The following is a 12615-nucleotide window of genomic DNA, read 5'->3' on the forward strand; positions in this document are numbered from 1 at the left end:
CATGCGTTAGGTGTCGGGAGACAGCGCGCGCATGAGTTTTGCAGTCGTCATCCTCGCCGCGGGGCAGGGTTCCCGCATGAAGTCGCGCACCCACAAGGTGCTCCACCCGATCGCCGACAAGCCGATGCTGATGCATCTGCTCGATACGGTCGAGGCGATGGGTTCGGCGCGTAATGTGGTCGTGGTCGGCCAGTCGCGCGAGCAGGTCGAGGGCGCGCTGGCGGATCGCGATGTCGCGATCGCGGTGCAGGAAGAGCAGAAGGGCACGGGGCACGCGGTGCTGATGGCGCGCGATGCGCTGGCCGATTATTCCGGGCCGATCGTGGTGCTGTACGGCGATGTGCCGTTCGTGGGGCGCAAGACGCTCGAGACGATGGTCGCGCGCCTGGGCGAGCGCGATGCGCCGGGCGTGGTGGTGCTGGCATCTTCGCCCGAAGACCCCAAGGCCTATGGCCGCGTCATCCTGGGCGAAGGCGACCGCATCGCCAAGATGGTCGAATATAAGGACGCCAACGAGGCCGAGCGTGCCTGCCGTCTGTGCAATTCGGGCATGATGGCGGTCGAGAGCGCTTCGTTGTGGGGCTGGCTCGACCGTGTCGGGAACGACAATGCCGCAGGCGAGTATTATCTGCCCGACGTCGTGATGCTGGCGCAGAAGGACGGGCGCACGCCGGTGGCGGTGGAGGCGGATCCTGTCGAGACGACGGGCATCAACAGCCGCATCGAGCTGGCCGAGGCCGAAGCGCAGTTCCAGCAGCTGGCGCGCGAGGATGCGATGGCGGCGGGGGTGACCTTGCGCGATCCTGCGAGCGTCTTCTTCAGCCATGACACCAAGCTGGCGCCCGACGTCATCGTCGAGCCCAACGTCGTCTTCGGCCCGGGCGTGAGCGTGGGAGCGGGCAGCCGCATTCGTGCCTTCTCGCACCTCGAGGGGGCGAGCGTCGGCGAGGGCTGCGAAGTCGGACCCTATGCGCGCCTGCGCCCCGGTGCGGTGATGGAGACCGGCTCCAAGGTCGGCAATTTCGTCGAGATGAAGAAGGCGACGCTGGGCGAGGGGGCGAAGGCCAATCACCTGACCTATCTGGGCGATGCGACGGTGGGTGCCGGCGCGAATATCGGCGCGGGCACGATCACCTGCAACTATGACGGTTTTGGCAAATACAAGACCGAGATTGGCGAAGGCGCCTTCATCGGATCGAACAGCTCGCTTGTCGCGCCGGTCACGATCGGTAAAGGTGCCATCGTTGGCGCGGGCAGCGTCATTACGAAAAATGTGGACGAAGATTCGCTGGGCGTTGCGCGCGGCGATCAGCGCGGACTGGCCGGCTGGGCCGCCAAGTTCCGCGAGAAGATGAAGAAAGAGTAGCGTACATGTGTGGGATCGTCGGGATTGTCGGCAAGGAACCGGTCGCCGAACGTCTGTTCGACGGGCTCAAGCGGCTCGAATATCGCGGTTATGACAGCGCGGGCATCTGCACGCTGACCGAGGACGGATTCGACCGTCGCCGGGCCGAGGGCAAGCTCAACAATTTGCGTGCCGAGCTCGACGCCAAGCCGCTGTCGGGCGACATCGGGATCGCGCATACGCGCTGGGCGACCCATGGTGCGCCGGTCGAAAAGAATGCGCACCCGCACATCGTCGGCAAGGTCGCGATCATCCACAACGGCATCATCGAGAATTTCAAGCCGTTGCGCGAAGAGCTCGCCGCTGAGGGGCGCGAGTTCCAGAGCGATACGGACAGCGAAGTGGTCGGCCACTTGGTCGACCGCGAGATCCAGGCGGGCAAATCGCCGCGCGATGCGGTCGCCGCTGTCCTCAGCCGCCTGCAGGGCGCGTTCGGCATGGCGTTCCTGTTCCTCGACCATCCCGATCTGATCATCGGTGCGCGCCACGGCTCGCCGCTCACGGTCGGTTTTGGCGAAGGCGAGAATTATCTCGGGTCGGACGCGATCGCGCTTGCGCCGCTGTCGCAGCGCATCGCCTATCTCGATGATGGCGACTGGGTTGTGCTGACCCCCGATGCCGTCGAGATTTACGACAAGGACAATGAGCGCGTCGAGCGCGAGATCGTCAATTCGGGCGCCAGCGCCGCGGCGGTCGAAAAGGGCAATTATCGCCACTACATGCAGAAGGAAATCTTCGAACAGCCGATCGTGGTCGCCCAGACCCTTCAAAGCTACGTTCGCCCGTTCGAGGGCAAGATCGCCTTGCCCGATATCGATCTCGATCTCGCCGGGGTCAATCGCGTGACGATCGTCGCGTGTGGGACCAGCTTCTACGCCGGGATGGTCGCCAAATACTGGATCGAGCAGTTCGCGCGCGTGCCGGTCGACATCGATGTCGCCTCCGAATTCCGCTATCGCGATCCGGTGATGGAAGATGGCGGGCTCGCGCTCTTCATCTCTCAGTCGGGCGAAACCGCCGACACGCTCGCGGCTCTGGCTTATGCCAAGGAGCAGAAGCAGGTCATCGCGGCCGTCATCAACGTTCCGACGTCGACCATGGCGCGCGAGGCGGACATCGTTCTGCCGACGCATGCCGGCCCCGAAATCGGTGTCGCCTCGACCAAGGCCTTCACTTGCCAGCTTGCCGTGCTCGCCGCGTTCGCCGCCAATCTCGCGCGTGCCAAGGGGAAGATGAGCGAAGAGGAGGAGGCCGACCTGGTCGCGCATCTTCGCGAAGTGCCCGAAACGCTCAACCAGGCGCTCGATCATGACGAGGATATCGCCTCAATGGCGCACCTCGTCGCCCCGGCGCGCGATGTGCTCTATCTCGGTCGCGGGCAGGACTATCCGCTGGCGATGGAAGGCGCGCTCAAGCTCAAGGAAATCAGCTACATCCACGCCGAAGGCTACGCCTCGGGCGAGATGAAGCACGGGCCGATCGCACTGATCGACGACAAGGTGCCGGTGATCGTGCTCGCGCCCTCGGGACCGCTGTTCGAGAAGACGGTCAGCAATATGCAGGAAGTCGCCGCGCGCGGTGGCAAGATCATCCTCATCTCCGACGCGAAAGGCATCGCGGAGGCCGGCGAAGGCTGCATGGCGACGATCGAGATGCCCGAGGCGCATCCGCTGATCCAGCCGATCGTCTATGCCGTCCCGGTGCAGCTGCTTGCCTATCACGTCGCGGTTGCCAAGGGCACCGACGTCGACCAGCCGCGCAACCTCGCCAAGTCGGTAACGGTCGAATAGGCTAGGCCGCGCCGGTTTCCTTCGCGCGCTCGATCAACAGGTCTCCCAGCCCCGTCATGACCGCCTTGATGTGCGGTTGGCGGCGGATACGGTCGTGCGTGATCAGCCAGGTGCGGTAGCCGCGCGGGTGGGGCGGGAAGAGCTGCACGAGGTCGGGAAAATGTGAAGCCGTCATCGTCGAGATGAAGGTGATGCCAAGCCCGGCGCGCGCCGCCGAAATCATGCCGGTCAGCGTATCGTAATGCAGGTCGGGTTCGACGCCCGGCGCGTATTTCTCGAGCCAGGCGTCGAAGATCCCCTCGATAGAGGCGCCGCCCCCGGAGATAAAATGGTGCCCCGCCAATTGCTTGAGCGTTTTGGGGCGCCCATGCTCGGCGGCATACTCCTCGCTGCAGTAGCAGGTCCAGGCATCGTCAAAGAGGTGTCGGACAACCAGCGCGTCGCCCTTGGGGTCCTTGGTGAATCGAAGCGCGACATCGGCCTCGCCCTTGGCGAGATCGCGATTGGTCTGGCTGTGATCGACCTCGATGCGAACGTCGGGATATTGGCGCCTGAACTTGGCGAGCAGCGGCGGCAGCACGATTTCAGCGTAAGTCTCGTTGGTGGTCAGGCGGACGACGCCGGCGACTTCGCGCGTCGCCGCATTGGCCTCGGCCTCGACCGCCGCCGCAGCCTTCGCCGTCGCGCGGGCCTTTTCGAGCAGGTCCTGTCCCGCCGAGGACAGGCGATAGCCTGACTGCCGCTTTTCAAAGAGTTCGAGGCCCAGCGCCGCCTCGAGCGCGGACACGCGACGCGCCACGGTGGTCTGGTTCGCGCCCAGCAGGCGTGCCGCCTTGAGCGTGCTGCCTTCGTCGGCAACCGCGAGGAAATATTTGACGTCGTTCCAGTCGAACATGGGTGTGAGCATAGCCTAAGCGATGCGCGATAGCTTCTGCAAATTTGCAGAATGAAAGCGCGTTCTTGTGGCTGCCGGGGGCGAAAATGTGCGCCTATTGAGAGGTTCGTCGAGACGCCGGACCTGCTCCGCGTCCACCCCAAGAACCGAAGAGGGACGAACCATGACCAAGACTTTCCTGACCGCCGCCGCATTGGCCTTTGCCACCCCGGCGTTTGCCGAACCCGTTACCGTCATCGTGCCGACCGCAGGCTATGACCTGTCGACGCCCGAGGGCCGCGCCGCGCTCTACGACCGCGCCGCCCGTCTCGCCGAGAAGGAATGCGGCGATGCGTCCGCATTCGACCTTAAGGGCAAGAAGGCGGTGCGCGAATGCCGTGAGACCGTGATGACCGCGGTTCAGCGCCACGCCGCCCAGTCGCGGCTCGTCGACGCCGCTCGCTGATCACGAACCCGCGCCGAGGGTCGCTGCCCAAGACGGGCGGCGGCCCTTGTTCGTAACTATCGCCGCCGCCATGCGTATGTAGAGGCAAGGAGGGCGGCGATGATCACGACCGAACCATATCGATTTACCGGTGCCGGCGGGATGACGCTCGACGGACGTCTCGAAAAGCCGCGTTACGGCACCCCGCGCGCGGTCGCCATTTTCGCGCATTGCTTCACGTGCGGGAAGGACAGTCGCGCGGCGACTTTCATCACGCGCGCGCTGGCGGCGCAGGGCATAATGGTATTGCGCTTCGACTTTGTCGGCCTGGGCGGCTCGGCGGGCGACCTGTCGGGTTTTGCCAGCCAGGTCGCCGATCTCGAGGCTGCAGCGAATGCGCTCGAGGCCGACGGGCACGCGCCCTCGCTGCTGATCGGGCACAGCCTGGGCGGCGCGGCGGTGATTGCGGCCGCGGGCCAGTGCGAGACGGTGCGCGCGGTGGCGACGATCGGCGCGCCGTCGGACACCGATCACGTGCTCACGCACTTGGGAGACAGTATTGAGGAGATCGAGGTCGAAGGCGAGGCGGTCGTCAAACTCGCGGGGCGCGATTTCTGCATCAAGAAGGACTTCATCGAGGATACGCGCGGGCAACGGCAGGAAGATGCGATCCGCAACCTTGGCAAACCGCTGCTCATTCTCCATTCGCCGACCGACGAAATCGTCTCGGTCGAGCATGCGCGCACGATCTACGAGACGGCGCGCCACCCCAAGAGCTTCATCGCGCTCGATGGCGCCAGTCATTTGCTCACCGATGACGAAAACGCCCATTATGCCGCCGACCTGATCGCGGCGTGGGGCTCGCGCTATGCCGAGGGCGATCGCGTGGAAGAGGAGGAGCGCCCGCTCGAGGGCGTGGTGCGCGTGACGACGGCTGGCGGCAAATTCGCGCAGCATGTGATGACGGGCACTCACGACTTCATCGCCGACGAACCCAAAAGCTATGGCGGGGAGGATGACGGGCCGACGCCCTACGACCTGCTGCTCGCCTCGCTCGGCACCTGCACGTCGATGACCATGAAAATGTATGCCGACCGCAAGGGGATGAAGCTCGACAAGGTGCGCATCGAGCTGGAGCATAGCCGCGACCACGCCAAGGATTGCGCCGATTGCGATTTCGAGAATGGCAAGCAGATCCAGGCGATCGATCGCGCGATCGAGCTGGAGGGCGAGTTGAGCGACGAAGAGCGCGCGAAATTGCTCGAGATTGCCGACAAGTGCCCGGTTCACCGGACGCTCGAAAGCGAGCTTCACATCCACACGACGGAGGTCAAATGAAGGGGGGATGCCATTGCGGGGCGGTGCGCTACGAATTTGCGGGCGAGCCACCGTTCGAGGTGCTCAAGTGCAACTGCTCGATGTGCGCACGCACGGGCTTCCTGCACCTGATGGTGCCGCATGAGGAGTTTACGCTGCTCAAGGGCGAGGATTCGCTGACCAGCTATCGCTTCGGCACGGGCGCAGCGAACCATCTCTTCTGCAAGCATTGCGGGGTGAAGAGTTTCTACCAGCCGCGCAGCCATCCCGAGGCGTGGAGCGTCAACGCCAATTGCCTCGGCGAGGAGGTCGAGCTGCGCGTGACACCGTTCGACGGAAAGAACTGGGAAACAGCATTCAAGAAACTTCCGGGGGAAGATTCTTGAAGTTGTTCGAAGGCTTCGCTCGACGACGAGGCTGGCGCTGGCTAGTCCTGAGCGCGTGACCCATCGACCGCTCCGCCTGATGCTCAACAAGAGCGCGCTCCAGTCCAACTGGCGCTGGCTGAACGACCGTGGCGGCGCGCCCGCCGGGGCGGCGATCAAGGCGGACGGATACGGGCTCGGCGCGCGCGAGGTGATGGCGCATCTCTACGAGGCGGGTTGCCGCGATTTCTTCGTGTCGACCTGGGCCGAGGCCAAGGCGCTTGGGGAGGTGCCGGAGGGTGCTTCGCTCGCGGTGCTGCATGGTCTAGGCCCCGACGACGGTGCGGCGGCGGCGGGGAGCGAGGCGCGACCCGTCCTGTGCAGCGCGGCGCAAGTGCAGCGCTGGCGGATCGCCTTTGCGGATCGCCCCTGCGACGTGATGGTCGATACCGGCATGAACCGGCTTGGCCTGTCGCTGGACGAGCTCGATGCGCTCGACGGGCTGACAATCGACACGCTGCACAGCCATTTGGCCTGCGCGGACGAGGACCATCCGCTCAACGGGAAGCAGCTGGAGCGCTTTCGCGCTGTGCGTGAGCGGGTCCCGGCGAAGCGCTACTCGCTGGCGAATAGCGCGGGGATTTTCCTTGGTGACGAATACGGGTTCGACCTGACGCGCCCGGGGCTGGCGCTTTATGGCGGAATTCCGCGCGAGGAGGCGCGTTGTAATATCACCGGCGTGGTGACACCCGAGGCGCAAATCTTGCAGCTCAGGACGCTCAAGGCGGGCGAGGCGATCGGCTATGGCGCGAAGTTCACCGCAGAGCGCGACATGCCGGCCGCGATCCTCAACATCGGCTATGCCGACGGATACTGGCGCAACCTGACGGGGCAGGGGCATGCGCGCGTGGGCGCCACGCTGCTGCCGCTGGTCGGGCGGGTCTCGATGGACCTCGTCGCGGTCGATGTTTCGCGCATGCCCGACTGGCGCGAGGGCGACTGGATGGCGCTCGATTTCGATCTCGAGCAAGTCGCGCGGCAGGCGGGGCTGTCGCAATACGAGGTGCTGACCGGGCTCGGCAGCCGCTTCGAGCGGGTGTGGCGCTAGGCTTTCTTGCGCTTGGGCGCGGGGGATTTCTTTTTGTAGGCGCACAAGTCGGCGACGACGCATCGCCAGCACTCGGGCGTGCGCGCCTTGCACGTGTAGCGACCGTGAAGGATCAGCCAGTGATGCGCGCCGAGCCTGAAGGGTTGGGGCGTGACCTTATCGAGCTTTTTCTCGACCGCGAGCGGAGTCTTGCCGCGCGCAAGGCCGGTGCGGTTGCCGACGCGAAAAATGTGGGTGTCGACCGCGAAGGTTTCCTGCCCGAAGGCGCAGTTGAGGACGACGTTGGCGGTCTTGCGCCCGACGCCGGGCAGCCGTTCGAGTGCGTCGCGGTCCTGCGGCACCTCGCCGTCATAATCGTTGACCAGGATCTGCGCGGCCTTGATTACGTTCTTGGCCTTCTGGTTGAACAGGCCGATCGTCTTGATGTGCTCCTTGAGCCCGTCCTCGCCCAGCGCGAGCATCTGTTCGGGCGTCTTCACCTTGTCGAACAGCGCGCGCGTGGCCTTGTTGACGCCAACATCGGTGGCCTGCGCCGAGAGCGCGACCGCGACGACCAGCTGGTAGGGATTGCCATATTCCAGCTCGGTCTCGGGGTTGGGATTGTCCTCCGCGAGCCGCGAGTAGAATTCGAAAATGTCGTCCTTTTTCATGGACTAACCGATGACATCTTTCATCGAATAGAGGCCGGGCTTCTGGCTGGCGAGGAAGCGAGCGGCGGCGATGGCGCCGCGAGCGAAGATGGCGCGGCTCTCGGCGCGATGCGAGAGAATGAGCCGTTCTTCGGGGCCCAGGAACATCACGTCATGGTCGCCCGCCACGGTCCCGCCGCGCACCGCGCTATAGCCGATCGAGCCAACTTCGCGGCGCAGGTCCTTGCCGCAGCGTCCCATATCGTCGAGCGCGTCCTCGTCGCGGCCCCGTTCTGCTGCGAGGCCGAGATGGAGCGCGGTGCCGGAAGGGGCGTCGGCCTTATGCTTGTGATGCGCCTCGACGATCTCGATGTCCCAGTCTTCGCGTCCCAGCACCCTGGCAGCGCGTTCGACGAGGTCGGAAAGGAGTGCGACGCCCACCGACGTATTGGGGGCGTAAAGCAGGGGGATGTCGCCCGCCGCCTCGCGCATCATGGATTCATGTCCTTCATCGAGCCCCGTCGTGCCGACCAGCAGCGCCTGCCCGGCGTCGAGCGCGCGGCTGATGCTGGCGCGAAGGCCCTCGGGCGAAGAGAAGTCGATCAGCACGTCGCCGCCGCTGTCCACGACGGCAAGATCGCCTTCGTCCTTGGCAGCATCGGCGATGGCACGGCCCATGCGGCCGTCGGGTGCGAAGAGTTCGATGTTCATGAGGGCCTTGATGGCCCAGCGGCTAGAGGTCCGGCAAGAACTTCTTTGCCACGTCACGGGCGAGGCGGGCAGGACGCTGGCTCGCCGCGTCGAGGCAGCACCAGACGCTCTTCGCCTCGGCAACCACCTGGTCGCCGCGCTTGATCACGGTCGTGAAGAAGACGCGCGCGCCCTTCATCTTGTCGGCGATCACGTCGGCGACGACATCGTCCTCGAGAAAGGTCGGGCGGCGGTAGCTGATCTCGTGCTTAAGCGCGACCCACAGGTGCTTGGCCACCGCCTCGGGCGGGGCAAGGCTCTCCCAGTAGCGAACGACCGCATCCTGCACCCATTTGAGGTACACGGCGTTGTTGACATGACCCATATGGTCGATGTCGCCTTCGCTAATGCCGATCGTATGATGATACGCGCTACCCATGATGCGATCATGACATAACTGACATTGATGTCAACAGTATGACAGCGTTCCCGGTCTTCAGCGGCTGACCGGCGGATCCGATTTCAGCCCTGCCAGCGCGACGCCGGCAGCGGCGGCGGCAGCGACCGGCAGGATGATGATCGTCTTGCCCGATGCGCCGGTTGCCGGAATGGCCAGCGCCTCGCGACACTTGCGCACGATGAGATCGGGCTGGCCGGTCAAATCATCGGGGCATTCGAACTCGACGGTGTCGTCGCGCTCGTCGCCCGCCGCGGGGTCGGGAGCGATCGCCAGAAGGGAGAGGAAAATTTTGGTCCACATGTGAGACAACCCTTGGGTTGTGGGACCGAGCAAGGCGGGACTAACATCGTTACGCGCGGCGAACAACAGCTTGCGTTGCGGCATCTCGCAGGCGACAGGATGGCATGGCCAGCGACATCTCGAACATCGTCATTCTTACCGGCGCCGGGATCAGCGCGGAAAGCGGATTGGCGACGTTTCGCGGCCCCGAAGGGCTTTGGGAAGGGCACCGGGTCGAGGATGTCGCCACGCCCGAAGCCTTTTCGCGCGACCCTGCACTGGTCCAGCGATTTTACGACGCGCGACGGGCCAACTTGGCGACGGTCGAGCCCAATGCGGCGCACGAGGCGCTCGCGCGGCTCGACGCGGGATGGGACGGCGAGCTGCTGATCGTTACGCAGAATGTCGATGATCTTCACGAGCGGGCAGGGGCGAATCGCGTGCTTCACATGCATGGCGAGCTTAACAGCGCCTGGTGCCTTGAATGCGATACTCGCACCGCGAGCCCGGCGGCATTGCTTGAGGAGCCATCATGCCCCGAATGCGGCGAGGCTGCGTTGCGCCCCGACATCGTCTGGTTCGGCGAAATGCCCTACGGCATGGACGCGATCGAGCAGGCGTTGATGGACGCCGACCTGTTCGTGTCGATCGGGACGTCGGGTGCGGTCTACCCCGCCGCCGGCTTCGTCCAGACCGCGCGCTACCGCGGCGCGCGAACGCTCGAGCTCAACCTCGACCCCAGCCAGGGAAGCATCTTCTTCGACGAAAGCCGGATGGGGCCGGCCAGCGAGCTGGTGCCCGCTTGGGTCGACGAAGTCCTAGGCTGACCAGTCGAGCCCGACTTCCTCGTAAATCTCGCGATCTTCGTCCCACTTGGGATCGACCTTCACGTGGAGGAAGAGATGGACACGGCGGCCGAGATGTTCCTCGATCTCCTTGCGCGCGGCCTCGCCAATCGACTTGAGTTTCTGCCCGCCCTTGCCCAGCACGATGCCCTTCTGGCTGTCGCGGGCGATGCGGATCTGCTGGTGGATCGAGGTCGAGCCGTCCTTGCGTTCTTCCCACTTCTCGGTGACCACTGCGCTCGCATATGGCAGTTCCTGGTGGAGCTGCGTGTAGAGTTGTTCGCGGGTCAGTTCGGCGGCGATCATGCGGTCTGTAGCGTCCGACAGCTGGTCCTCGGGGAAGTGCCACGGTCCTTCGGGCATCACGGCGGCGAGATGTTCCTTGAGGTCCATCACGCTGTCGCCATTCTTGGCCGAAATCATGAAGACCTGCTCAGGATCAAGCGTCGTGGTCAGTTCCTGCGCGAGCGCCAGCAGCTCCGCCTTGTTGGCGATATCGACTTTATTGAAGACGAGGATCTTGGGCTCCTTGCGGCCTTCCAGCCCCTCGACCAGCATCCGCGCCTTCTTGTTCATGCCAGTCGAGGCATCGATCATCACGACGAGGCGATCGGCGTCTTCGGCGCCTTCCCAGGCGGCCTTCACCATCGCGCGGTCGAGCCGGCGGCCAGGCGCGAAGATGCCCGGCGTGTCGAGCAGCAGGATTTGCGCCTCGCCATGGATGGCGATCCCCATCAGGCGGGTGCGGGTGGTCTGCGCCTTGGGGCTGACGATCGCGACCTTCTGGCCGACCAGCGCATTGACGAGGGTCGACTTGCCCGCATTGGGCGCGCCGAGGATCGCGACGAGGCCGCAAGTCTTGGTCATTTCAATTGTCCTAATAGTGTGGCGGCAGCGGCGCTTTCGGCTTCCTGCTTGGTGGTGCCTTCGCCTTCGGCCTCGCGATCACCCGCTAGGGTGACCCTGACGACGAAGGACGGGGCATGGTGGGGGCCCGAGCGGCTGACCAGTTCGTAGCGCGGGGTGCCGATCCGCATGGCCGCGGCCATTTCCTGCAGCGCATTCTTGGGGTGGACGGGAGCACTGCGCTGGGTCTCGAGCAGGTCCTTCCAGTGTGCGCGCACGAATGCGTCGCAGGTCGCGAGCCCCTCGGTGAGATAGAGCGCACCCAGAAGCGCTTCGACCACGTCGCCGACGACATTGTCGGACAGTTCGGCGCGGGCCTCGCGCGCCTGCTTGGAGAGACGGATATGGTTAGGCAGACCGATCGCGCGCCCGACCTCGGCGCAGGTTTCGCGCGCGACAAGCGTGGACAGTCGGCGGTTCATCTTGCCCTCCGGCTCGCGCGGGAATCGCTCGTAGAGCCATTGGGCGACGATCAGCCCGAGGACGCGGTCGCCGAGAAATTCGAGCCGCTGGTAATTGGCATCGTCCTGGCGGCTGCCATGGGTCAGCGCGCGTTCGAACAAGGTCGGGTCTTCGATCGTGATGCCGAACAGGCTTTCGGCGAACTGCTTCGCGTCGCGATTCATCGGGCTAGTAGCCCACGCCGATGCGGCTCCCGCGGAGCGAGGTGAACCAGGTCCAGGGCAGGAAATAATTGGCGCTGCCGTCGGTCGACCAGAAATTGAACATCGCCTTCCCGACGAGATTGTCGACTGGCACGAAGCCGACGCCGCCAAGGGCAGGACCGAAGCGGCTGTCGAGGCTGTCGTCGCGATTGTCGCCCATCACGAACACGAAGCCTTCGGGCACGGTGACAGGGCCGAACTCGTCCGCGGGCGGGACGAAGGTCTGGTCGATCGTGACGTAGGATGCGCCGCCCGGAAGCGTTTCGCGATAGGCCGGGTAGCGGCACAGGCGATTGCCGTCTGCGTCGGTCTCGATCCGCTGCTGCGCGGGCGGGATGACGCGGCAGACGCTGTTGGGCGACATGGGCAGCGCAAAATCGGCGAGCCGTTCGCGCTCGATGTTTTTGCCGTTGAGCACCAGCTGGCCGCCGCGGACTTCGATGCGGTCGCCCGGCAGGCCGATGACGCGTTTGACATAGTCCATGTCTTCCTTGCCCGGGGGGCGGAACACGACGATGTCGCCTCGCTCTGGCAGGCTCTCCATCACGCGGCCGTCGAAGCTGGGGATGCCGAAGGGAAAGCTGTATTTCGAATAGCCATAGGGCCACTTGGCGACGAACAGGTAATCGCCCACGAGCATGGTGGGCAGCATCGATCCCGACGGGATGACGAAGGGCGCGACGATGAAGCTGCGCAGGACCCAGGCGAAGACGGCGAGCCCGAGCAGGAACCGCCAGATCGAGCCCTTGGGCTTTTCCTTGGTCTCGACCTCCGGTTCGACCGGCGTTTCGTTCGTCGCTTCGTTCATTCGAGGCGCTTTCGGGCAGGGGGCGCGCA

General features: G+C 64.8%; 15 protein-coding genes. 7 read left to right on the forward strand and 8 right to left on the reverse strand.

What is annotated here, in order from left to right; all coding sequences use genetic code 11:
• The first annotated feature begins 31 nt into the window (after window positions 1–31).
• Together glmU and glmS are read left to right on the forward strand one after the other, a co-directional pair.
• Window positions 32–1366 (forward strand): bifunctional UDP-N-acetylglucosamine diphosphorylase/glucosamine-1-phosphate N-acetyltransferase GlmU, encoded by a 1335-nt coding sequence (gene glmU, locus KTQ36_RS05435; RefSeq protein ID WP_218632700.1) that lies wholly within the window; start codon window positions 32–34, stop codon window positions 1364–1366.
• A 5-nt stretch (window positions 1367–1371) separates the two neighbouring features.
• Entirely contained in the window at window positions 1372–3195 is a 1824-nt protein-coding gene (gene glmS / locus KTQ36_RS05440; protein ID WP_218632701.1) for a glutamine--fructose-6-phosphate transaminase (isomerizing), read from the forward strand.
• Between the two features lies 1 nt (window position 3196).
• Here glmS and KTQ36_RS05445 read toward each other — a convergent pair whose 3' ends face one another.
• Window positions 3197–4090, reverse strand: coding sequence for a LysR family transcriptional regulator (locus KTQ36_RS05445; protein ID WP_218632702.1), 894 nt, complete (start codon window positions 4088–4090; stop codon window positions 3197–3199).
• Window positions 4091–4253: 163 nt separating this feature from the next.
• On the opposite strand from KTQ36_RS05445, the gene KTQ36_RS05450 reads away from it, so the two are divergent.
• The 4 genes from KTQ36_RS05450 to alr all read left to right on the forward strand — a co-directional run bounded on the left by KTQ36_RS05450 (window position 4254) and on the right by alr (window position 7304).
• The gene (locus tag KTQ36_RS05450) at window positions 4254–4535 is read left to right on the forward strand and encodes a UrcA family protein (RefSeq protein ID WP_218632703.1); all 282 of its coding nucleotides are present in this window, start codon (window positions 4254–4256) and stop codon (window positions 4533–4535) included.
• Between the two features lie 99 nt (window positions 4536–4634).
• Complete coding sequence (locus KTQ36_RS05455) at window positions 4635–5852, forward strand: bifunctional alpha/beta hydrolase/OsmC family protein (RefSeq protein ID WP_218632704.1); 1218 nt, start codon at window positions 4635–4637, stop codon at window positions 5850–5852.
• Window positions 5849–6217, forward strand: coding sequence for a GFA family protein (locus KTQ36_RS05460; protein WP_218632705.1), 369 nt, complete (start codon window positions 5849–5851; stop codon window positions 6215–6217). Before KTQ36_RS05455 ends, KTQ36_RS05460 begins: the two co-directional genes overlap by 4 nt.
• Window positions 6218–6296: 79 nt before the next feature.
• On the forward strand, window positions 6297–7304 hold the full coding sequence (gene alr, locus KTQ36_RS05465; RefSeq protein ID WP_218633840.1) for an alanine racemase: 1008 nt from the start codon (window positions 6297–6299) through the stop codon (window positions 7302–7304).
• On the opposite strand, the gene nth is transcribed toward alr, so the two are convergent.
• Genes nth through KTQ36_RS05485 form a run of 4 tightly spaced genes read right to left on the reverse strand, consistent with a single transcriptional unit; the run spans window position 7301 to window position 9383 of the window.
• Window positions 7301–7954 (reverse strand): endonuclease III, encoded by a 654-nt coding sequence (gene nth, locus KTQ36_RS05470; RefSeq protein WP_218632706.1) that lies wholly within the window; start codon window positions 7952–7954, stop codon window positions 7301–7303. The genes alr and nth overlap by 4 nt on opposite strands.
• A 3-nt stretch (window positions 7955–7957) precedes the next feature.
• Window positions 7958–8644, reverse strand: coding sequence for a 4-hydroxy-tetrahydrodipicolinate reductase (gene dapB, locus KTQ36_RS05475; RefSeq protein WP_255554293.1), 687 nt, complete (start codon window positions 8642–8644; stop codon window positions 7958–7960).
• Window positions 8645–8666: 22 nt separating this feature from the next.
• A complete protein-coding gene (locus KTQ36_RS05480) occupies window positions 8667–9062 on the reverse strand; it encodes an acyl-CoA thioesterase (protein WP_218632707.1) in 396 nt (131 codons plus the stop codon).
• A gap of 57 nt (window positions 9063–9119) precedes the next feature.
• On the reverse strand, window positions 9120–9383 hold the full coding sequence (locus KTQ36_RS05485) for a hypothetical protein (protein ID WP_218632708.1): 264 nt from the start codon (window positions 9381–9383) through the stop codon (window positions 9120–9122).
• A 104-nt stretch (window positions 9384–9487) separates the two neighbouring features.
• Here KTQ36_RS05485 and KTQ36_RS05490 point away from each other — a divergent pair, with 104 nt between their 5' ends.
• Complete coding sequence (locus tag KTQ36_RS05490) at window positions 9488–10189, forward strand: NAD-dependent deacylase (protein ID WP_218632709.1); 702 nt, start codon at window positions 9488–9490, stop codon at window positions 10187–10189.
• On the opposite strand, the gene era is transcribed toward KTQ36_RS05490, so the two are convergent.
• From era to lepB, 3 genes are read right to left on the reverse strand one after another with little or no spacing between them, the layout of a single operon-like run.
• Complete coding sequence (gene era / locus KTQ36_RS05495; protein WP_218632710.1) at window positions 10181–11074, reverse strand: GTPase Era; 894 nt, start codon at window positions 11072–11074, stop codon at window positions 10181–10183. The genes KTQ36_RS05490 and era overlap by 9 nt on opposite strands.
• Complete coding sequence (rnc, locus tag KTQ36_RS05500) at window positions 11071–11739, reverse strand: ribonuclease III (protein WP_218632711.1); 669 nt, start codon at window positions 11737–11739, stop codon at window positions 11071–11073. Before rnc ends, era begins: the two co-directional genes overlap by 4 nt.
• A gap of 4 nt (window positions 11740–11743) precedes the next feature.
• Window positions 11744–12586: a signal peptidase I gene (gene lepB, locus KTQ36_RS05505; RefSeq protein WP_218632712.1), complete on the reverse strand. Its 843-nt coding sequence runs from the start codon at window positions 12584–12586 to the stop codon at window positions 11744–11746.
• Window positions 12587–12615 lie beyond the last annotated feature (29 nt).

This window comes from Sphingomicrobium clamense (assembly GCF_019264355.1).
Classification (GTDB): domain Bacteria; phylum Pseudomonadota; class Alphaproteobacteria; order Sphingomonadales; family Sphingomonadaceae; genus Sphingomicrobium; species Sphingomicrobium clamense.